Origin of the sequence: uncultured Paraglaciecola sp., from assembly GCF_913058035.1 — a bacterium.
Taxonomy (GTDB): domain Bacteria; phylum Pseudomonadota; class Gammaproteobacteria; order Enterobacterales; family Alteromonadaceae; genus Paraglaciecola.
Window position 1 is genome coordinate 1 of record NZ_CAJXPA010000015.1, and the last position, 22,037, is coordinate 22,037.

Annotated in this window: 16 protein-coding genes; 10 read left to right on the forward strand and 6 right to left on the reverse strand. The window is 39.7% G+C overall.

Translation table 11 applies throughout. The features are described from left to right. Positions 1–53 precede the first annotated feature (53 nt). Positions 54–1,460 carry a wax ester/triacylglycerol synthase family O-acyltransferase gene (locus QZ562_RS03625; protein WP_293757005.1) on the forward strand — a complete coding sequence of 469 codons (1,407 nt, stop codon included), beginning with the start codon at positions 54–56 and terminating at the stop codon, positions 1,458–1,460. A 1,008-nt stretch (positions 1,461–2,468) separates the two neighbouring features. Here the strand turns inward: QZ562_RS03625 and QZ562_RS03630 are convergent. The 5 genes from QZ562_RS03630 to QZ562_RS03650 form a co-directional block, all read right to left on the reverse strand. Further along, positions 2,469–3,950, reverse strand: coding sequence for an NAD(P)/FAD-dependent oxidoreductase (locus tag QZ562_RS03630; RefSeq protein ID WP_293757007.1), 1,482 nt, complete (start codon positions 3,948–3,950; stop codon positions 2,469–2,471). Between the two features lie 341 nt (positions 3,951–4,291). Continuing rightward, positions 4,292–5,113 (reverse strand): HAD-IIB family hydrolase, encoded by an 822-nt coding sequence (locus QZ562_RS03635; protein WP_293757009.1) that lies wholly within the window; start codon positions 5,111–5,113, stop codon positions 4,292–4,294. Positions 5,114–5,394: 281 nt separating this feature from the next. Next, on the reverse strand, positions 5,395–6,285 hold the full coding sequence (locus tag QZ562_RS03640) for a homocysteine S-methyltransferase family protein (protein ID WP_293757011.1): 891 nt from the start codon (positions 6,283–6,285) through the stop codon (positions 5,395–5,397). A gap of 261 nt (positions 6,286–6,546) precedes the next feature. Continuing rightward, on the reverse strand, positions 6,547–7,818 hold the full coding sequence (locus QZ562_RS03645) for a Y-family DNA polymerase (RefSeq protein WP_293757013.1): 1,272 nt from the start codon (positions 7,816–7,818) through the stop codon (positions 6,547–6,549). Continuing rightward, a complete protein-coding gene (locus tag QZ562_RS03650; protein ID WP_293757015.1) occupies positions 7,806–8,219 on the reverse strand; it encodes a S24 family peptidase in 414 nt (137 codons plus the stop codon). Before QZ562_RS03650 ends, QZ562_RS03645 begins: the two co-directional genes overlap by 13 nt. Before the next feature lie 464 nt (positions 8,220–8,683). Here QZ562_RS03650 and QZ562_RS03655 point away from each other — a divergent pair, with 464 nt between their 5' ends. From QZ562_RS03655 to QZ562_RS03685, 7 genes are all read left to right on the forward strand, one after another. Beyond that, the gene (locus QZ562_RS03655) at positions 8,684–8,977 is read left to right on the forward strand and encodes a high-potential iron-sulfur protein (RefSeq protein ID WP_293757017.1); all 294 of its coding nucleotides are present in this window, start codon (positions 8,684–8,686) and stop codon (positions 8,975–8,977) included. A 311-nt stretch (positions 8,978–9,288) separates the two neighbouring features. After that, complete coding sequence (locus QZ562_RS03660) at positions 9,289–9,528, forward strand: hypothetical protein (RefSeq protein WP_293757019.1); 240 nt, start codon at positions 9,289–9,291, stop codon at positions 9,526–9,528. Positions 9,529–9,638: 110 nt separating this feature from the next. Then, the gene (locus tag QZ562_RS03665; protein WP_293757021.1) at positions 9,639–9,908 is read left to right on the forward strand and encodes an IS3 family transposase; all 270 of its coding nucleotides are present in this window, start codon (positions 9,639–9,641) and stop codon (positions 9,906–9,908) included. Between the two features lie 47 nt (positions 9,909–9,955). Continuing rightward, positions 9,956–10,432, forward strand: coding sequence for a DDE-type integrase/transposase/recombinase (locus QZ562_RS03670; RefSeq protein ID WP_293757023.1), 477 nt, complete (start codon positions 9,956–9,958; stop codon positions 10,430–10,432). A 38-nt stretch (positions 10,433–10,470) separates the two neighbouring features. Then, on the forward strand, positions 10,471–10,800 hold the full coding sequence (locus QZ562_RS03675; RefSeq protein ID WP_293757025.1) for a hypothetical protein: 330 nt from the start codon (positions 10,471–10,473) through the stop codon (positions 10,798–10,800). Positions 10,801–10,957: 157 nt separating this feature from the next. Beyond that, positions 10,958–11,470: a PAS domain S-box protein gene (locus tag QZ562_RS03680; protein WP_293757027.1), complete on the forward strand. Its 513-nt coding sequence runs from the start codon at positions 10,958–10,960 to the stop codon at positions 11,468–11,470. Continuing rightward, positions 11,463–13,574 (forward strand): PAS domain-containing sensor histidine kinase, encoded by a 2,112-nt coding sequence (locus QZ562_RS03685; RefSeq protein WP_293757029.1) that lies wholly within the window; start codon positions 11,463–11,465, stop codon positions 13,572–13,574. The genes QZ562_RS03680 and QZ562_RS03685 overlap by 8 nt, the downstream gene beginning before the upstream one ends. A gap of 402 nt (positions 13,575–13,976) precedes the next feature. On the opposite strand, the gene putA is transcribed toward QZ562_RS03685, so the two are convergent. Beyond that, positions 13,977–17,768, reverse strand: a complete 3,792-nt coding sequence (gene putA / locus QZ562_RS03690) for a bifunctional proline dehydrogenase/L-glutamate gamma-semialdehyde dehydrogenase PutA (protein WP_293757031.1) — start codon at positions 17,766–17,768, stop codon at positions 13,977–13,979. Between the two features lie 1,456 nt (positions 17,769–19,224). Between putA and grpE the strand changes: the two genes are divergently transcribed. After that, on the forward strand, positions 19,225–19,830 hold the full coding sequence (gene grpE / locus QZ562_RS03695) for a nucleotide exchange factor GrpE (protein ID WP_293757033.1): 606 nt from the start codon (positions 19,225–19,227) through the stop codon (positions 19,828–19,830). A 139-nt stretch (positions 19,831–19,969) separates the two neighbouring features. Then, the gene (dnaK, locus tag QZ562_RS03700) at positions 19,970–21,898 is read left to right on the forward strand and encodes a molecular chaperone DnaK (protein WP_293757035.1); all 1,929 of its coding nucleotides are present in this window, start codon (positions 19,970–19,972) and stop codon (positions 21,896–21,898) included. Positions 21,899–22,037 lie beyond the last annotated feature (139 nt).

Below are 22,037 nucleotides of genomic sequence, written 5' to 3' on the forward strand. Positions count from 1 at the left end.
GTATTGAAATTTCATTGTATAGTTTACGTAACGGATTTTTTTAGGTTGTTTCAGTGTCAAATAAATTAAGCGCGCTCGATCTCGCTTTTCTGTCTTTAGAAAAGCAAACTACACCTGTTAATGTTGCCAGTTTGGCTATCTTTGAAATACCTAAAGGGTATAAAGGTAACTTTCCACGGGATTTGATGGAAAAGTTAGAATCACAGCCTGCTGGCCCGCCTTTTAACCAAAAATTAAGCCACATAAGCAGCAGCAATTTGCCGAGTTGGATCACGGATGAACATTTTGACATCCATTACCACGTTCGCCATTCAGCATTACCTAAACCCGGTAAAATGACTGACTTGTTGGAACTAGCTTCACGTCTTCATAGTCGCCTGCTAGACAGAGAACGTCCATTGTGGGAGTTTCATTTAATCGAAGGGTTAGAAGGCAACAAATTTGCCCTTTATATGAAAATGCATCACGCCGCTATTGATGGTATGGGCGGTATCGAATTAATGGAAGAATGTTTCAGTCTGTCTGGTCAAGATGAAGTGCGTGCCCCTTGGGCTGGCATGAGAAAATACACAAAATCTGGGACTCAAAGTTCAATAAGTTTAAGTGAAAAGACAGCTAACTGGGTAGCACAGGTCAAGGATAGGGCGGGTATGGTTCAAGACCTGTCAAAAATGTTTTTGGGACAAGGCCTTAAAGCCTCGGGGATCAGCAAAAATACTTCTCCAGTACCTTTTACTGCACCAAAATCTATTTTTAATGTGCCTATTACTGGTGCTCGTCGATTTGCAGTGAAATCACTTTCTTTATCTGAACTCAAGGCCATAGGCAAACAAGCCAATGCCACAGTGAATGACATGGTACTCGCGTTGTGTTCTGGTGCCTTACGTAAATATATGCAGGAAAAAGATGCATTACCTAAAAAGTCATTAATCGCTTCGGTCCCCGTTTCTGTAAGGCAGATGAATCGTACAGGTAACCAAATTACCTATGTTACTGCTAATTTAGCCACAGATGAAGCCGATACTATGACTCGATTAGCCAAAATAGGTGCTTCAACACAAGATGCGAAAGAAGAATTGGGTTCGGTTTCTGCGGATGCTGCCACTAGTTTTGCCGTTATAGCCCAAGGCTTGGTTGCAGTAATGAATCAGCTAAATATGACTAACTTATTACCACCTGCTGCAAACGTGACCATATCTAACGTTCCCGGCCCTAGACAACCTTTATATTTTGGTCAGGCAAAGTTACAAGCTACTTATCCTTTATCTGTGTTAATCGATGGCCAATCATTAAATATTACTGTGGTGAGTTATTGTGACGCTATCGATTTTGGCTTAATGGCATGTCGAGATACTATCCCTGATATTGAAAAAATTGCCGATTACATAGATGCAGCGATGGACGGTATTAAAGGGGGAATTTATCTGCAGGAGTTAATGCAACATAGAGATAAGTTTTAATAACATCATTTCGAGGCAAAAATAAAGCCAACTATTTTGAGTGTTTTTGTAGTTGTTTTGATTTAAATTGTGTAATAAGCGCCTAGATTTTTAACAGTATTGATTATCGCTACTGTCTATTTGTGTCGTTTATTGCGTTTTTACTTTTAAATACCTAAATTTTAAGCATCTTTTTTTAAGTATTAAAAGTGTTGTATTTTAGACCCATGATGGGGGATTTAGAGGAGGTTAAAAATGCTGATATTTAAAGCATGACTAATTCTGAGCTGAAACTGTATTTTGCAGCTCATCTTCCATCAATCACTAGCGCTTAGGTTTCGGTGTTTCTCGCTTCGTTAATTCTTCAGAAGATTGACATCACGTTATCATATAATCTGGGTAGGACATTAAAGCATAAATCACATATGCTACACAGATGAACTGAGTTTTATTGTTGTTTCAGCTTACATTGATGCTGAATTGGGATAAGTAATCCAATAAACATGAGCTGGGCCAGTTGTTATATCAGACACCTTTGCGATATCTATCACTCCAAAATGTACTACTATCTTCGCGGTCAACCATATTTTCGTCTAATTTAGGGGAGCTGACTTTAATGCTAATTACTATTAACGAAACGAGCATATTACCGTCGAAGCATTTAATAGACTGGTTACGTAAAATAACTATGAATTACTGAATTCGAGTGCATATCGGCACAGTATTGACAATTAGTGGTTTGGCGGCCTACATGGAACAAGTATAACTGGCGAAGAATACGTGGCAGGCAGTGCTCATTTGTCACCGAAACCTCTGATGATTCTAGTAGTGACGACACTGTCAGTGCCAACATCCTAGTGTGTTATAATCATGACCCACTCACTGCTAGTCTACAGCATGCTGTAAGTGTAAATCTGTATTAAACATTTTAGGGCTACTTTGTCACATTTTGTATTTGTCTATCGGCTTTACTTACAAATAATTATGTTTTTACGTTTTGTTATTAATCAATTAATTGTAGCTGTCTATCTAGTTGTGATTATTAGCTGTGATCGAAGCAAATACGATACTTTCATCTTCCAACGATCTGTGGTTTAGACTCATCCGGTCAAGTATATAATTTTGGTTAAGTTTCCATGGTTTATCGCGGCCCTGTTTGGGCATTTTATGTAATGCTCTGGTGATATAACTAGAGGTGAAATTAATGAAAGGTTCTGCCTCAATACCACCGGAGGGTAAAACAGGCTGGCAATAGTGATACTGATGTTTGTCCATGTGGTTAATCAAGCGGCAAACATACTGCCCAACCAAATCTGACTTCAAGGTCCAAGACGCATTGGTGTAACCCATCGAAAACGCAAAGTTAGGTAAACCGCTCAACATCATGCCTTTGTAACAGTAACTGTCGGCGGGATTAAATGGTTTGTCATCAACACTTAGCCGATAAGAGCCGAGTATGTCTAAGTTAAGTCCGGTAGCCGTTATGATAATATCGCTGCTCAGCTCTTTTCCTGACTGTAACTTAACCCCTGTTGGCGTGAAAGTATCAATCTGATCTGTGACTACACTGGCCGAACCATTTTTGATAGCATTAAATAAATCACCGTCAGGTACTAAACACGCCCGTTGGTCCCAAGGCTGGTAATTAGGTTTAAAGTGTTTATCTACTGGGTAATCTTTTCCCAGCACATTAATGATACCTTCTCGTATGATGTTTTTAACAAACTCAGGCCGTCGTCTAGACATGCTATACATGAACATACCTAATAGTATTTTTCTCCAGCGGCTAAGGCTGTAAGCAAGTTTAGCTGGCAGATAGCGGCGTATCACATTAGCAAACTTATCTTGTTCAGGTATAGACCCAATGTAAGTGGGAGAGCGCTGCAACATAGTGACATGCTCTGCAGTCATCGCCATGGCAGGTACGAGAGTGACGGCTGTAGCACCGCTTCCGATCACAATTACATTTTTACCTGCGTAATCTAAGTCTTGCGGCCAAAATTGTGGATGAACTATGTCACCTACAAAACTATCAACACCTTTAAAGTTTGGGGTATAACCTTCATCGTAGTTGTAATAACCCGCACCAGAAAAAAAGAACTGACTCACATATTGGCAATACTCACCTGTTTGTATATTTTGGACCTCTGTGTGCCATTTTGCGCTTGAGCTATCCCAGTTGCTCGAAATCACTTTGTGTTCGAATAAAATGTGCTTGTTGATACTATTTTCAGCTGCGGCTTCACAGATATAAGCCTTGATATCTTCGCCAGGAGAAATTGCTTTTGGTGAGCGCCAAGGTTTGAAGTTAAAGCCAAAAGTAAACATGTCTGAATCAGAACGGACCCCAGGATATCGAAATAGATCCCAAGTGCCGCCTATTTCGTTTCGAGCTTCAATAATAGCATATGATTTATTTGGGCAATGCTTCTGCACATGATAGGCGGCGCCGATACCTGAGATGCCAGCACCAATGATGAGTATGTCTACTTCGTTTTTTATTCTGCTCATTCATTCATACCCTTTTATGCCTGTCATTCGCAGTTTACGAGAGAGGATGAATCTGACATTATTACTAGTAGAATAAATAGTCAATTAGAGGTAGGGTCAATTTCACTGCAACTAGATTGTTCTATTGAGCAAACAAAAATGCTCCGAAATTGAGGTTTTCATCAAGATGAAACCCCAATAACTCAGCTATACTTGAACGTATAGCACTTACATTTAGCATCTACATTTAGCATCTAAAAATCATATCATGGCCAATCTTAAATATTCTGCTCTAAAACTTGACTATTAACTTGTCTTATTAGAGCTGAGTTAACTTAATTTTGGCAAATTAACAAAATCAATTATAACGAGAAACGCTCACGTAAAAAATGGGCTATGCCGTCTTTGTGATTATGCCCAATTACAGCATTAGCAGCTTTTTTAATCACCGCTTTGGCATTTTCTGGGGCATAACTCTCATTTGCCAACGCAAACATACTTAAATCGTTATCACTATCGCCAAAACAAATAACATTACTTGCTCCCAATTTGTTTTTTAAATGGGTCACTGCTGTTCCCTTATTCGCGAGGCAATGATGAACATCCATCCACCTAAATTGTTTCCCTTCTAAAGCAGGACCAGAGTAAGCGATAAGATTCTCATATGTATTGAGCTCTAACCACATTTCGTTAATAGTATCCGCAGCACCAATCATACTAATATTGGTCACTTGACTATCAATAGGTAACGCTTCTAGAGGTAAAAGTGTTGCCTTACTACTAGAAAAGTACTTAAGGATCAGTTCTTTTTCCACATCGTGACGGGTTTCAGTGTGAAACATAAAATGATGCTGCGCATTATCGATAGTGTTAACAAAAGGCGCGATCCCCTGTTTAACGGCCACATCAACAATAGTTGAAATTTCAGCGTGATTGAGTAAGTTTTCAAGGGTGAGTTGTTGGATTTTAGGATCCCATGTCGTCACCCCATTATTATAGATTTGAGGCAAGTCAAAAACATGACCTTCTAAAATACGCTGAGCTGAGAGCATCGTGCGCCCTGTCGCTACGGTGTAGGCGATGTTTTTTTCGCTCAACAAAATAAGTGTATCTTTGGTGAAAGGTGATATTTCAGATACATCATTTAATAGAGTGCCATCTAGGTCAAAAAAAATAAGGTCCATATGTATTTGTGCAACTCAAGATTACGGGCTAGTCATCAGCCCTATGTTTAAGGTAAGTGTTAACACTAATAGTACTTATTGCACGCCTTATTAGTTTACATGTCTGCGCAGCAGTTTTAAGTACTAATTAACGGTTAGCTGTCAGATAACTTGTGGTGTAGTGAATTGTTTCTAGTAGATAGTGGTTAAATAACAGCATCCAGATAGTAAATGCTGTTATCTCAAAAGACAGTGCTGCCGGATAGGTTGTTTATTGGAACTACCAATTTGAGTAGCTATTTCTAAATATATCCTTCGCTGCATAATGCACTATATATAGCCTTGATGTGTAGTGGTCCAATTTCGCAGCAACCTCCAATGATTGATGCTCCGTTTCTCACCCAACTCATAGCATGTTCTGCATACTGTTGGGGGCTCATGTCTTGACGCATTTCAAGTTCTTCGACAGTGTCCCCTGGGTATAGAGAATCTACTGATACAAACCCATTGGCATAGGCGCCAGTCTTACGCTGATTGGTGTTTAATAGCGACCAACAAGCGCTGATGGCTTCGGGCTGACTACAGTTTAACAATATTGCTTGAACATTAAATGAGTCAAGTACCAGCAAGGCGTCTTCTAACAACTCGCCACTACGCAATTGTCTTGGATGCTCGTCACTGACCGTTAATGCGACCCAAACAGGTTTGCCACTTTCAATTGCAGCAGTGCAGGCCGCACTTGCTTCGGTAATAGATGACATTGTTTCGCATATAAACAAATCACTTGCGGGCGATTGCAATGTAACAAGGCGACGATAGTTTGCAAGCGAGTCTTCGAACGATAACGATACATCTGGATGATAACTAGCCACCAATGGTGGCAGGCAGCCTGCTATTAACACATCATTGCGCTGCGTTAATTCAATTGCTTCTTGCGCGGCTCTCATGGCCTGTTGATGAAGGTTGGTTAATTGACCGAGTTCATTCTCTCTTTTTAGCCGCTGTGGTGTTGCAGTATAAGTATTAAGTGTTATGACTCGGGCACCACTTTCGATAAATTCGCGATGTAAATCTCTTACTAGTATTGGCTCATTCAGCATAATATCGGCAGACCACATAGGTGTTACTTTTCGAGAGCTTCTGCGCAGTAACTCTTGCCCCATACCCCCATCAAGTAGTGTGACGATGCTCATTACGTTTGCTCCTATTGATCTTTAAATAACACTCAAGAATGGCATTATATACCTACATTTAGAGTATTAGCGATGCTCATTTTTTTTGATTTAGTTATATGCAATTTCACAACGTGATTAATATGGCACATTTGCGGGGGAGGGACTTTATTGACGTTAAAATTGCTTTTTGGCACTTAATACAGAATCTGGATAAATAAAAACACAGCATTGATTAATTCAAGTCTTCAAGTCTTTGGGTTGTAGTGTGCTTTAGTTGTTTCACTTTGTAATAATGTTATTGCAGTTTATCTTCACCATATCTAACCAGGAAGACGTATAGTTAGGTGATTTCATGGCTCTACGCATTTGCCATTTTCCTTGAATGCCTTTTGCTGCTAATGATATAGAGTCGGGACCAAAACGTTGGTTAATGGTGTCTAGTGTATCCATAACACGCGGATCACGTCTTTGTATTGAAAACATATCTTGCTGGTACATAGCGCTATCTAATAGCTCTATCGCGCCTACACCTGATTTATGAAATAGTACACCAGGACGAAATATTTGTTTTGCCGCTTCGCTAGCTGCAATGGCGAGGTCTCGGCTATCAGCAGTAGCATCAAAAAAACCATGATGAATATTTCGCCGATAAATCTGGCCGTCTGCGAATGGACTAGAGTGAGCAAATGCCACTATCATTTTTATCAAACTGCCTTGTTTACGTGCTTTTTTGGCCACTTTTTCACCGTGCATCACTAAACTTTGCTCTAGAGATGCATAATCACTGACTTTTTCCCCGAATGCCCGAGTAGAAAATATCTGTTGTTTTGGGCTTCTGACTTCATCCCATGTTAAACACGACTCGCCTCGTAGCTCCCTAACTGTGCGCTCAATATTCACCGAAAATTGTTGGCGCATTGATTTGGCGGGCTGTTGAGAAAGCTTCCATGCGTTATCAATTGACATCAATCTTAATTTTTTACCTAAGCGAGTACCGATCCCCCACACATCTTCGACCGCCATTCCCTGTAACACCGTCATGATATTTTGTTTATCAACAACACTGACACCGCCTGTACTTCTGTTTCTTTTAGCGTAATGGTTACCCGCCTTGGCCAATGTGGCGGTAGGGCCCAAACCCACGCACACGGGTAACCTAACTTCTTGCCATATTACCCGCCTTATTTCCTTTCCTAGGTGCCACCAATTTTCTTTAGGTTGGGTTTGAAAACGAAGAAAAGATTCATCTATTGAATAAATATGTTGTTCAGGTGAGTATCGACTTAATATATCCATTATTGATGCAGATAAATCTGAATATAACTCATAATTAGAACTACGGACGGTCACACCTGAAGCTTCAACTTGTTTACTGATCTTGAAATAAGGTTGAAATTTTACATTCCCTAGTTTGGCTTTTGCCAACCTACACATGGCAACCACACAACCATCATTATTACTCAACACAATAACGCCAGTTCGCCGAGCAAGGGGATCAAAAATTTTCTCACATGAGGCATACATGCTATTTACATCGATTAACGCAAACATCTTGCCATCTTTGCCGATTGACGGTGATTCCTAACTGAGCGAATAACAATCCCTTCTTCTAAAAATTCATCACCATCTTGTAGTTGGTAAGATTTGTAAATGTCGCTGCCTGACAATAAACACTGCTTTTTACGGTCATAAAGTTTACACATAAATACACCATTTAGCGTAGCAACGATAATATCCATATTAGCCTGCGTCGCGGCTCTATCAACAATTAACACATCACCATCAAATATACCGTGGCTGGTCATACTGTCTCCTACGGCAAGTCCTACAAATGTTGCTGTCGGGTGGTCAATCAGTATTTCATCAAGAGACATGGGTAAAGTTTGATATTCTGATGCGGGCGACTCGAAGCCAGTTATGCCAGCTTGAGCTTTGATGGGTATAATATTCATTATATCTCGTAATACTGTATGTACGTACAGTATTATAGCGCGATCACCATACCAGATGGCAAGAACATTAATTGATGATCAACATTATATTGGATATATATCTCTTAAAAGCTGTTTTCTACTATTTATATCTAATCAGATATTGCCAGAATAATCTCTATATAGAGGGTGAATAATAGTTGTCACCAAAATAGCCAAATAATGCGATTGTTCTGGTTTTATGCTTAATCCCAACCAGATTAAACAACAGAATATGATAGTTAATTACTTTTAATATTTTAATGGTATAGTAATGTGTATATTTTTAGCATTTCTAGTGATCTGATTTTTTTTATATCAGTACAAGATAATGAACTAACAATATCGTTTCCCTAAAAACTCGCCATAATGGCGAGTTTTTGCGTTTCAGGGATAACCTAAAAGAGAATCATTTTTATTTTCGTCTACAAATTAGGATACCAATTATGAATAACGTTAATCGTCGTGACTTTTTAAAATTATCAGGTACATCTATTATCGGGTTGACTTTGGGTGGGGTAGCATTGCGCGCTAATGCACAAGAACAAGTAAAACTTGACGATCCAACAGCCCTTGCTCTTAAGTATGTACATGACTCAGAGGTTGAAGGCCAAAATTGTGAAAATTGCCAACATATACAAGGCGAAGAAGGAAAAGAGTGGCGTCCATGTGCGTTTTTCCCAGGTAAAGTGGTAGCTTCAAAAGGTTGGTGTGCAGGTTGGATGAAGAAAGTTGGTTAAATCATATTGATATATTAACGCCGTTAATAGACCAATTCTAAATACTAAGAAGCTACTCCACAAGTAGCTTTTTTTTGGCCAGTTATTTTTTTAATTCACATAAATAATTTTTGTAGGGCCTTTCTGTTTCTTTGTATTCATTTGAACTGAAATAAATCGGATGTCTTACTGTTCAGACTCACGAGTTCAGAAAATCTATAAACTGCTCAAACTATCGCTAAACAGCGTGACCACATATTTTTGTCTTTGAAATGGTTTAATAAACCTGTAGGACTTGGTAGCTTATTTATCATCAAAATAAGACAAGATAAATGACCGATAGTACTCGAAAGGTTCACAAAACTGTTACTCCAAGTCAACGTTTAGGATATGCCAAACCCATAATAGAAGGACAATATTCGAACCACCAAGTAATAGATTTGACTGGGGCCATTACGACAGACGTATCCCGTTGGAAAAAACAGTATCTCGCAGAGAAGCAAGGAGAGGTGAGCACAGCTAAAGTGGTATTGGACTCTGATAAGCGCCGCATTCAAGTGCTAGAAAAATAACTAGCTGTTTCAAAAAGGGATGTCGTTTTATTAAAAAAGGTAACTGTCTTTTTCATTCGCGACAGATCTGCATTAAAGTGATTAAACGAATGAGAGAGGCGGAACAAAACTTGAATATTACCCATGTATATCAATTGTTTAACGTCCCCGTATCAAGCTATTACTACCCACCAGTCGATAATCAAAATGACGTTATTTATCGCCAACAACTAAAAACAATACACCATGATAACCTTAAGGTTTATGGTGGAAGGCGAATGAAAGTTATCCTCGCAGACGACGGAGTCGAGCTGGGTGTTTTCAAAATATCACGACTCATGAAAGAGGCGAATATCGTCGCTAAAACCCTTAAAAAAACTACACCATTATCCGTCAGGTAAGCAAAAGCCGGATATACCAAACCTATTAAAAAGGGTAATTTAATCTGTTGCACGCCAACACGCACTGGGTAGGTGGTATCACCTACGTTCGCAATCATCATGGCTGGAGTTATCTTGCCACACGACTTGACCTCGGTACTCGGGAGATAATTGGCTACGCGCTGTTACAAACGCCAGACGCGCGATTAGCTCGGAAAGCCTTGATAGAGGCGTTGAAAGCTCAACTAACAGATACGACTAGGTTAATGTTTCATTCAGACCAAGGCATTCAATATAATGCTAATCTGTTCAAAGAGACCCTATTATTGCATGGCATCACACAAAGAATGAGTCGACGAGGTAATTGTTTGGATAATGCGGTTCAAAAACGATTTTTTAGAAGTCTAAAGAGCGAATATTTAAACGCATTGTTATTTATTAATCATCAAGCGGTTGTGTCAGCCGTTGACGATTACATTCGATATTACAACAATAAAAGGGTCAACTCGGCCATTGGAAACATAGCGCCAGCACTAAAAAAATAAACTTTACTCAATGCGGCTTAAAGTTTCTACAAGATTACTTGACCATTACAAGGGGTAGCTCCATAGGATTTATCTCTATTAATAGTTTTATTCAAAGTGCTAGCGAAAAACGATTAGCAGCTAATGAAGAGCTCGAGTACATAAACAATGAATTACAGGTAATCATGGAAGAGTTGCAGTCAACTAATGAAAAGCTAGAGACCTCGAAAGAAGAGCTGGCAACTACCAACGCTGAGTTGCAAAACAAAGCTCTAGAGTCAACTAATCACAATAATGACATGAATAACTTGGTCGTTGAAACCGGTATTGCTGCAATATATCGTGGGTATAAAGCTAAATATCCCACACTTTACACCCAGCCTAACTAAAATTATCAGCTTGATTAATGCGGACATTGACCGTCCTTTGATGTACTTTACATCAACTTTGAGTGTTTATTATCAACTGGCACAAAATAATTAGCTTATATGACGTAGCCTCATACCTCAAAAGGTCGAAGTACAAACGATAGATGGCAGTTATCAGATGTTGCGAATGCTGCCTTATCATCACACTGAAAATCAGATTAAGGGTGCAGTGATCAACTTTATTCATATCACAGATCGCAAGCAGGCCGAGTTATCACTCAATAAAGCCAACGATGAATTACGATTGGCAACAGTGGTGCGTGATGCTAATGATGCCATTCTATTACAATATTTGGATGGAAATATTATGGTATGGAATGCCACGGCAAAAAAACGGTATGATTGGAGTGAATTAAAGGCATTAACACTGAGCATTACCAAACTGGTTCCTGAAGATTTGCAAGCAATCGAGCTAAGCCGTATCAAGCAGTTGAGTCAAAAAGAAATTCTGGATACGTACCAGATAAAACGTCTGACTAAAAATGAGCCAGTTATTAACGTTTGGCTAATGGCTGCAGGGCTGATCAATCAGGCTAAAAAGGTGTACGCCATCGCAACGACTGAACGACATAACAAGCCAAATCAATACAAGTTAATACAAAACAAGCACGGAAACTTAAGGTATGAATAGAAATTTAACTCAAACTGATAAGGAATTACGTGAACGTGCCGAAAGTTTACTTAGCGCCAGCTTAGAGGAAGAGCTTGTAACGAGTTCCTCTTTTGAGTCAAAACAACTGATGCATGAATTATTGGTGCATCAGATCCAGTTAGAAATACAAAACGAAGAACTACGAAGCGCGCAGCAGCAATTTGATGTTTCGCAGGCCCGCTACTTTGATTTGTATGATTTGGCACCGATCGGTTATTTAACTCTTGATGACCAACGGTTAATAAAGGAATGTAACTTGTTCGCTGCATCAATGATGGGCGTGAGTCGAAATAAACTGATCAAAGCGCCTATCAGTAAAATATTGTTGAAAGAAGACCTGAAAGCTTTCTATATAAACCTCAAAACATGTTTTGAATTGGACGCTCCACAGAATTTTGAGATGCGTTTATTGGGAGCTGATGGCACTATCTTCTGGGGGCTGCTGCAAGTGGTGGCCATGAAGGCTAGCGAATTTTGGATAACTGTAACGGATATTTCAAGCAACAAAAAAGCAGAAGCAGAGTTACTAGAAAGTGAAAACAAATTTAGAAGTATTTTTGAGCAAGCAGCCATGGGAGTTGCTCGTTTAGGTCTGGATGGAGCCTGGTTGGAGGTTAACCAAAAATTATGCGCTATTTTGGGATATCCACAACAGTCACTTTTATCTAAATGTTGTCAAGAATTAACATACCCAGATGACTTACCGATGTTTCAAACCGCTGTTAATCAGATAATCAACAATGAGATCGGCAGTCACACAAGTAAAAAACGCTATTATAAAGGGTCGGGTGATATTGTTTGGGTCAGAGTAACAATAAGTCTGGTAAGAGATATCAATAACGAACCTGATTATTTTATTTCTATCATTGAAGATATCACCAACCAGAAAACTGAGGAAGCCAAACAACTTAGTCTGACTGAACAATTGCATCAGTCCCAAAAAATAGAAGCAATTGGTAATTTAGCCGGTGGTATTTCTCACGATTTCAATAACATGTTGGGTGTCATACTTGGTCAGGCTGAATTAGTCATAAATAAGCTGGAGCCCAATAACCCTCTGATAAAGAATATAGAGGCGATTACAAAAGCTGCTGAGTACTCTGCCAAACTTACACGGCAACTACTAACCTTTGCTCGAAAACAAACTATTGAACCTAAAGTGTTGAATCTAAATAAATCAGTGTCAGCCATGATGGATATGCTCAAACGATTGATTGGCGCTAGTATTAAAGTGTCTTGGGAGCCGGCGGTGGATTTATGGCCTGTCAAAGTCGACCCAACTCAAATCGATCAGGTTCTGGCTAACTTGTGTATCAATGCTCGAGATGCAATTACTGGTACGGGGAGTATCTCAATTAGTGTAAAGAACTGTAGCCTAACTGAGAATTATAACAACACTGAAGCTTACGAAATTCCACCAGGGGATTATGTCATCCTTTCCGTATGCGACGATGGTTGTGGTATGAACGACGCAACAAAAACCCATATTTTTGAGCCGTTCTATACAACCAAAGCTCCTGGGGCAGGCACTGGCCTAGGCTTGTCTTTTACGCTAGGTGCGGTCAAGATGAACGCTGGGTATATTAACGTTTTTAGTGAACCTAGACATGGAACTACGTTTAATATTTATTTTAATAGAGTCAAAGCTGTCGAGGATACCAAACAGGAAATAACTGAAACGCGTCGTTATCAGGCTACGGAAAGAATACTACTGGTTGAAGATGAACAGATGTTACTCGAAATAGAAACCGCTATGTTAGAAAATAGCGGCTACACAGTATTAGCGGCTAGTAGCGGTAAACTTGCTGAAGAGCTGTTTCGGGAAAATTTATGTGATATTGATTTATTGATGACCGATGTTATCATGCCGGAGATCAATGGCATGGATTTGGCTATTAAATTACAAACAATTTGTCCTAATTTGAAAGTATTGTTTATGTCTGGCTACCCACAGGACGTATTGGGAAAAGAAGCCAATATCGATGGAGGTGCTAATTTTTTACAGAAACCGTTTTCGATGCAGGCACTGAAAAATAAAGTGAGAGAAGTGTTAGATGTTGATGTAAACATACACTCAACCTGATTTTTTTGTCGCAGGTTTGTGCTGTATTTGACCTCTTAATTTATGTCTCTGTAAGGTTATGTTATGCCAAAATTAACTCGTACTTAAAGGCCAAAAAAACAGGTAAGTATTGATTAAAAATTTAGACATTAATGAATATAAGTATGTTAATCGATTGCATGAGTTATAGCACTCTAGACCATTGCCACTGAACCTCGCTAATCTGGAGAGGAACTGAAGATCTAAACACCTATTTCAATAGACTTGGTATCAAAAATATTTATTTGTTTCAATGTCTCGCTAAATATTTACCCATCACGTTAATATTGTATTAGGCGCTAGAAACCAAAAAACCAGCAAAAGAGCTGGTTTTTTTGATGGTATTAAAGAAGATTAATTGGCGCAATACTTATTGCCAAGGTATTACTCGTCTTCTTCTTCTTCTACCAGAGTCATAAGTGATGTATTACCGCCAGATGCAGTAGTGTCTATACTAACCGTTTTTTCTGTCAGTAGACGCTGGATCAAATGGTCATAATATTCAGCAGTAATTACCGGTAGTATGGCTCCGGTTCGTTTGGCAAGCATTTGCACCATATCGCTAGAGCGACCACTCTCACTGTCTATTACCACACCCGCTAGGGCATCTTCGGCTAATAACGCTTCTAGGTGATGTAGTTTAGCAACTTGGAATACACCTTCAGGTGCGCCAGTGGCGATAAACTGTTCACGAAACTCTATCGCTTCTGCGTAAAACAACTCAGAAACTACTGATATAACAACGTTACCTGTAGCTAGAGCCGTTACAATAGACAATATCCAGTACTCGAATGTCACATCTTTATCAGCGAAACACACCAAAACACCCCTAGGTTCCAAATATAACACATTGGACTCACCCGTTGGACCTGGCAAAATCTTAGGTTTTTTCAGACGTCTTTCAATACTGATCAACTGCGAACGTGCCGCTGCTAAAGTAGAGTTTAAATCATCAGCCAGCTCTTCAACTATATCCACTTTGGCAATAGTTGCGAGTAACTGACGAACCGAAGATAAGCGATTATTTAAATCCGTTAAGCGCCACTCGTGCTCAGTCGCACAAGCAATTTTCATAAACTGTGTTGCCTGTTGTATCGCTTGATTATTACTTTCCAGAGCTTTATCTGTGCTAGGCAATAAATCACTAACCGCCCGTGGCGTTGATTTTTCAAGCATCAAACGTGTTAAATAATTGGGTCCACCTGCTTTAGGACCGGTTCCGGAAAGTCCGCGACCTCCAAAAGGCTGAACACCGACTACGGCACCTATCATATTTCGGTTTACATACACGTTTCCGGCACGAGATAATTTAACTAACTCCATGGCTCTTGCATCAATTCGAGTATGAATACCCATAGTCAAACCAAAACCTGTAGCATTAATCTGTTGTACTGTTTTTTCAAGATCATCTGCTTTAAATCGAACAATATGAACACAAGGTCCAAATACTTCACGTTTTAATACTGAAATATCTGCAATTTGATAAAGTTTAGGAGCAAAAAATGTACCGTTATTAGCTGGTACTTTGCACTCATGCAACAATATTCCATTATTTTGCATATCATCAGCATGGGCTTGCAAATTAGCCAAGGCTTTTTGGTCAATAACAGGGCCAATATCAGTGGACAAAAAGGCAGGATCTCCAACACTGAGCTCGTTGAGGGCTCCAATCAGCATCTCGGTTACGCTATCTGCTATTTCTTCTTGTAAAAATAATACTCGAAGTGCTGAACAGCGTTGCCCGGCACTTTGGAAACCAGAACCAATAACATCATCAACTACTTGTTCAGGCAAGGCAGTCGAGTCAACAATCATACAGTTTTGGCCACCTGTTTCAGCAATCAAGGGAACTTGTTCACCACCTCGTTGTGCTAAGGCGTTAGCAATGACGTTACCAGTAACAGTAGAACCAGTGAACATAACTGCTTTAATGCGTTCATCGGGTAGCAAAACTTCACCCACATCAGGTCCAGCAGCAATAACAGACTGCACGACACCAACAGGTAAACCTACATACTCCATCAATTGCAAAGCGCGCAAAGCAATTAGACTGGTTTGCTCTGCAGGTTTGGCTATGACCGTATTCCCGGTGACAATCGCAGCCGCTACTTGCCCTAAGAATATGGCTAAAGGAAAATTCCACGGGCTGATACACAGGACCACACCACGAGGTGCTAATCTGTTATCTTTTGATAGTTCTTCGGCTCTGGCGGCATAGTAACGACAAAAATCGACTGCTTCACGAACTTCGTCTACTCCGTCAGATGTCACTTTTCCTGCTTCTTTAATACACAGGGCAATAAGTTCATCCGTATGGCGCTCAAGAATATCTGCTGTTCTTCGCAACAAATTTGCTCGTTCAGTCATAGGTGTTTGTGACCAGCTGGCAAAAGCATTATGTGCAGTTGTTAACTTTTCTGCCATCTGTTGTTGTGTATCGAATTTATGAAAGCCGATAATTTCATCAACATTGGCAGGGTTACGCACCGCATGACAACCTTCGGGTACTTGATCTTCAGTCAATAAATGTTCTTCAAACCAACTATCTATCGCCGCTTTTAGCGGTGTTATGTGATTGATGTCGGTAATATCAAGACCTCTGGAGTTGTCTCTTTCTGCGCCATACAAACTAATTGGCTTCTGGATCTGATCATTATATTTATGTTTCAAGCGCTGTGTTTTTTCGACGGGATCTTCAAGTAAAGATTCGACAGGCCTAGACTCATCAACAATAGCATTGACAAAAGATGAATTTGCCCCGTTTTCAAGTAAGCGCCTAACTAAATATGCTAATAATTCTTCATGTTCCCCAACAGGCGCGTAAATACGGCATTGGATATTTTCTAATGTAACAATTTGTTCATACAAACTATCGCCCATACCATGCAGGCATTGAAACTCAAAACCATCTTTGTCATCACCAGCTAACTCTACAATGACTGCCGCGGTGTAGGCATTATGAGTCGCAAACTGAGGATAAATAGTATCACGATAGTCAAGTAAACGGTTCGCACAAGCATGATACGATACATCGGTAGATGATTTACGAGTAAAAACAGTGAAGTGCTCAAGGCCATCTTTTTGAGCATTTTTTATTTCAGTATCCCAATATGCGCCTTTGACTAGTCGCACCATTAGTTTGCGGCCAACAGTTTCAGTTAACTCGCGTAACCAATCGATCACGTACATTGCACGTTTTTGATAAGCTTGCACGGCCATACCAAATCCGTCCCAGCCATCTAAATCGGGATCACTAAATACTTGTTCAATAATATCTAATGATATATCCAGACGCTCTGATTCTTCAGCATCAACTGTCAGCCCTATGTCATATTGTCTGGCAAGCAAACATAACTGTTTGAGTTTGGGAGGGATCTCTGCCATGACCCTTTCTCTATGGGTAAATTCATATCGCGGGTGAATGGCTGATAATTTAACTGATATCCCAGGACTTTTTCTCGGGCCTCTCCCTTTCGCTGCTTCGCCTATTACTTTTATAGCTTGCGCGTAAGCAGTAAAATAGTCGTCTGCATCTTTTTGAGTTCTGGCCCCTTCACCAAGCATGTCGTAAGAATAAACATAACCTTTGCGCTCTTTTTCTTCTGCTCGTTGCACCGCATCTTCGATGGTTTCACCCATTACAAACTGCTGACCCATAACCTTCATGGCGATGTTCATTGCTTTACGAATAACAGGCTCGCCAACCTTACCCAACGTTTTTTTCAGGATCCCAAATTTATTTTTTTGATTAGCATAATTGACTAGGCCGCCTGTGAGCAACAAGCCCCATGACGAAGCGTTAACAAATAATGAATCGCTGTTACCAAGATGCGAGCTCCATTGGCCTTTTGATAATTTGTCGCTAATTAACTTGTCTTGAGTACGCTTGTCAGGAACTCGTAACAAGGCTTCTGCTAGACACATCAAAACTACACCTTCAGCTGAAGATAATGAGTATTCGTTAAGCAATGCCTCAACCACACCGTTGCCTTCTTGATCATTACGGATCTGCAACACCATTTTACGTGCTCTGTCCCAAGCACGGCTGCGGGCACGCATATTAACTTCTGCATCTGGCAGAATATGTTCAACAGCAGCATCTTCGTCAATTCGATAAAAATCGCGGATTTTTTGACGGACGGCTGATTCGGTGACTAGATTACCGTTAAACAACATAAACGACTCCAAATTAGTTGTAAGTGTAACTCAAAAATGCGCTTTTTTATAAGCCCAATCAATTCGGCGTGGAGTATGCCATGGAGTGCGCAGATAGCAACCAAAGTAGACATTATTGTTCAATGTAATATATACATAAATAAGCTGCTGGATTGTGTTCTTTCCAGACAGAACTTTTTTACATTTAATGTGCAAGTGGTTTGATGTAAAAATTGGCTTAATCAACTTTTTGTTTCTAGCATTTTGCGGATGTTTTAAACATCCATTTTTACACAAGTGCGTAGCCTAAAAAAAGTGTCATATGGTTAACTTACTAATGGTTTTCAAACGAGTTCTTACACAAATCGTCTCAAAACAGCCATTTAATAGGTCTGAAAATGACATTGCTGTTCGTTAAGTGTACGATAGTTGTACATTTAATGTACATTAAATGTACATTAAATGTACATTATTTGTATATTTTCGAACTTCTTCTATTTTGTTTATACCACCCAAAAGGAAATTTTTATTATCTACTACCTTTTGTCACCTATTGCTAACCTTTGTAACATTTTGCGCAGTGCTGTTAATGCTCGTGTATCGGTTATGATATGTATGTCTAATACTCCATCTAACATAACATACGATTAAACCTATAATTAGCAACGCTAATAGTTTGGCCGCAGTGACGAAGGCGAACGTTAATATTAAACTAAGATGTTTGCCACTGGGGTTTGATGCATGTGCCAAATAAAATAGCAAAAAATTATTATTATGATCGCCACATAAACACTCACAACACCCTTCAAATTAACGCTCAAACCTTTATTTATACTTGCTTAAAAATCTACAATTTTATTGATCGAATCTAGTTTAACGTTATATAAAATATGTCATTAATGAAACGCAGCAATGTAATCAAGGTTGTAAATCATTACGATTTTTCAAACTATAAATTGATAAAGTTGGCCAATAAACATACTTACTTCCGACAACATACTAAATGGATGCTACGCAACATTTGACAAACAGATTGAAACACTAATATTACGTCTAGATGCGAGGTCACAGATGCCGTTCAAATTGATTTGTTTGTGTTGAAGTATCAAAAAAACCAAGAAAAGTTTTAGCGTATCCTCAAGGTTAAACTGTGTATGAAGAGAAGTGCACCTAGCCTTTGTATTATTTTTGGTTCAAATCTCCAAAGCGGACAGAGCTATCAGGTAACAAATAATCAGCGCTTAAAATATCTACGGTTTAGGTGTTATTTTGATAAAATAATCATAAAATTCAATGGATTAAATCTAATTAGTCAAATATGTTGCATAGCTTGATGACAATTATTTAGTCATTATTCCGGATAAATCAAAAAAAACATCAATTCTCAGCCCTTGAAGCTTATAAATATAACCCCATTATCAGTGGCAGTTAAAAATTTGCTAAAAATTTGCCTAATAAAGAGTATACGGAGCTGAGCATGACAAATGAACAACCCCCCCAGCACGATGAAGAAGTAGAAGCTGGAATAGACGCCGAACAACAAAACGAAGAGCAAGATGTTATTGAACTAACTGAAGACCAACAACGCATTGTTGAATTAGAAGTTGCCGTCATTGCAGCTGAAACTAAGTTGGTTGAGCAAAAAGATTCAGTGATGCGCGCCATTGCAGACGCAGATAATGCCCGTAAACGTGCTCAAGGCGAAATTGACAAAGCCCGTAAATTTGCTTTAGAAAAGTTCGCTGGTGAGTTATTGCCTGTCGCTGATAATTTAGAACGTGCATTACAAGTGGCTAATCCAGAAGACGAAGCCATTAAACCTATTTTTGATGGTGTTGAAATGACGCTTAAGTCTTTTTTTAGCACGATTGAAAAATTTGGTATGACAGTGATCGACCCTCAAGGTCAGCCTTTCAACCCGGAGAAGCATCAAGCAATGTCGATGCAAGAAAACGCAGAGCTGCCAGCTAATACAGTCATGGCCGTGATGCAAAAAGGATATGAGATAAATGGTCGTTTGTTACGCCCAGCCATGGTGTTGGTAACAAGAGCACCGGAAAGCGCAGTAGATACTCAAGCCTAGTTACTCCTCATTTTGAAGTGACGAATAGGCAAAAATAATTGCAGTTTTGTGAAGGTTTTTTTAACCATGATATTGAAAAAAATAATAATAACCCCACAAAGTGTACAAGCTTTTAAGAACAATTTTTGGAGATTAACTAATGGGTAGAATCATTGGAATTGATTTAGGTACAACTAATTCATGTGTGGCAGTGCTAGACGGTGGCGTAGCAAAGGTTTTAGAAAATGCAGAAGGAGATCGTACTACTCCTTCCATTATTGCTTACACTCAAGATGGTGAAATTTTAGTTGGTCAGCCGGCCAAACGCCAAGCTGTAACTAACCCACAAAACACGTTATTCGCTATTAAGCGTCTAATTGGTCGTCGCTGGGAAGATAAAGAAGTACAGCGTGATATCGACATCATGCCTTTCAAAATTGCCAAAGCTGACAATGGCGATGCATGGGTTGAAGCGAAAGGCGAAAAAATGGCTCCGCCACAGATTTCTGCTGAAGTTCTGAAAAAAATGAAAAAGACAGCTGAAGATTATTTAGGCGAAGAGGTAACAGCCGCTGTTATTACAGTACCTGCTTACTTTAACGATTCTCAGCGTCAAGCTACTAAAGATGCAGGCCGTATTGCCGGACTTGAAGTTAAGCGTATTATTAATGAGCCAACAGCTGCTGCACTTGCTTACGGTATGGATAAGAAAAAAGGCGACAGCGTTGTTGCTGTTTATGACTTAGGTGGTGGTACGTTCGATATATCCATTATCGAAATTGACGAAGCTGATGGTGAGCATACGTTTGAAGTACTCGCCACTAATGGTGACACCCACTTAGGCGGTGAAGATTTCGATAACAAAGTTATCAACTACCTAGTCGAAGAATTTAAGAAAGATTCAGGTATGGACCTTCGTAAAGACCCATTAGCCATGCAACGTCTTAAAGAAGCCGGTGAAAAAGCCAAGATTGAATTATCTTCAGCACAACAGACTGAAGTCAACTTGCCATATATCACAGCTGATGCATCTGGTCCTAAGCACCTTACAATCAAGTTGACTCGTGCAAAGCTAGAATCGCTTGTTGAAGACATGGTAAAAGCAACGCTAGAGCCACTAAAACAAGCTTTAGCTGATGCTGACCTATCAGTAGGTGATATTAATGACATTATCTTGGTAGGTGGTCAAACACGTATGCCTATGGTTCAGAAGTATGTAACTGAATTCTTTGGTAAAGAGCCTCGTAAAGACGTTAACGCGGATGAAGCAGTAGCAGTAGGTGCAGCGATTCAAGGTGGCGTATTATCTGGTGATGTGAAAGATGTATTGTTGCTAGACGTAACTCCATTGTCATTAGGTATCGAAACTATGGGTGGTGTAATGACTGCTCTAATAGAGAAAAATACCACAGTACCTACTAAGAAATCACAGACATTCTCTACAGCTGAAGATAACCAAGCTGCGGTAACCATTCATTGTCTTCAAGGCGAGCGTAAGCAAGCTTCGGGCAATAAATCTTTAGGTCAATTTAATCTAGAGGGTATTCGTGCGGCACAGCGTGGTGCACCTCAAATCGAAGTGACATTTGATATTGACGCGGATGGCATACTACATGTGTCTGCGAAAGACAAAGATACGGGTAAAGAACAAAAAATCACCATCAAAGCATCTTCAGGTTTGAGTGAAGAAGAAGTCGAACAAATGGTTCAAGATGCTGAAGCAAACAAAGAAGCGGATGCTAAATTTGAAGAGCTTGTTCAAGCACGCAACCAAGCTGATGGCATGATCCACTCTACACGAAAGCAAGTTGAAGAAGCTGGCGACGCATTGGGTGAGGAAGATAAGGCTGAGATTGAAGCCGCTGTAGTCGCCCTTGAAGAAGCAGTGAAAGCCGGCGATAAAGAAGCGATTGACACAAAGACTCAAGAACTTATCCAAGCATCGGCCAAACTGATGGAAGTTGCGCAAGCAAAAGCTGCTGCTGAAGCCGCTGATGCTGGTGGACAGACTGATGCAGGCGCAAAATCACCAGATGATGATGTGGTTGATGCTGAATTTGAAGAAGTGAAAGAAGACGAAAAGAAGTAGTTTTTTCAACTTAGATGGCTAACTTATGAACGAGTTAGTCTTACTTGGCGCAACAGTTAATTCTGATTGCGCCTTGTTTGTTTAAGAAATTACAAAAAGAATAAGCAAAACTGGTTGTTCTAGAATTTTTTACTAAAGA

What these genes read in the sequence shown, in the direction of transcription:
- QZ562_RS03630 (WP_293757007.1), bottom strand. Translation starts at nt 3,950, where the DNA reads ATGAGCAGAATAAAAAACGAAGTAGACATACTCATCATTGGTGCTGGC.
- QZ562_RS03635 (WP_293757009.1), bottom strand. Translation starts at nt 5,113, where the DNA reads ATGGACCTTATTTTTTTTGACCTAGATGGCACTCTATTAAATGATGTA.
- QZ562_RS03640 (WP_293757011.1), bottom strand. Translation starts at nt 6,285, where the DNA reads ATGAGCATCGTCACACTACTTGATGGGGGTATGGGGCAAGAGTTACTG.
- QZ562_RS03645 (WP_293757013.1), bottom strand. Translation starts at nt 7,818, where the DNA reads ATGTTTGCGTTAATCGATGTAAATAGCATGTATGCCTCATGTGAGAAA.
- QZ562_RS03650 (WP_293757015.1), bottom strand. Translation starts at nt 8,219, where the DNA reads ATGAATATTATACCCATCAAAGCTCAAGCTGGCATAACTGGCTTCGAG.
- QZ562_RS03655 (WP_293757017.1), top strand. Translation starts at nt 8,684, where the DNA reads ATGAATAACGTTAATCGTCGTGACTTTTTAAAATTATCAGGTACATCT.
- QZ562_RS03660 (WP_293757019.1), top strand. Translation starts at nt 9,289, where the DNA reads ATGACCGATAGTACTCGAAAGGTTCACAAAACTGTTACTCCAAGTCAA.
- QZ562_RS03680 (WP_293757027.1), top strand. Translation starts at nt 10,958, where the DNA reads ATGTTGCGAATGCTGCCTTATCATCACACTGAAAATCAGATTAAGGGT.
- QZ562_RS03685 (WP_293757029.1), top strand. Translation starts at nt 11,463, where the DNA reads ATGAATAGAAATTTAACTCAAACTGATAAGGAATTACGTGAACGTGCC.
- putA (WP_293757031.1), bottom strand. Translation starts at nt 17,768, where the DNA reads ATGTTGTTTAACGGTAATCTAGTCACCGAATCAGCCGTCCGTCAAAAA.
- grpE (WP_293757033.1), top strand. Translation starts at nt 19,225, where the DNA reads ATGACAAATGAACAACCCCCCCAGCACGATGAAGAAGTAGAAGCTGGA.
- dnaK (WP_293757035.1), top strand. Translation starts at nt 19,970, where the DNA reads ATGGGTAGAATCATTGGAATTGATTTAGGTACAACTAATTCATGTGTG.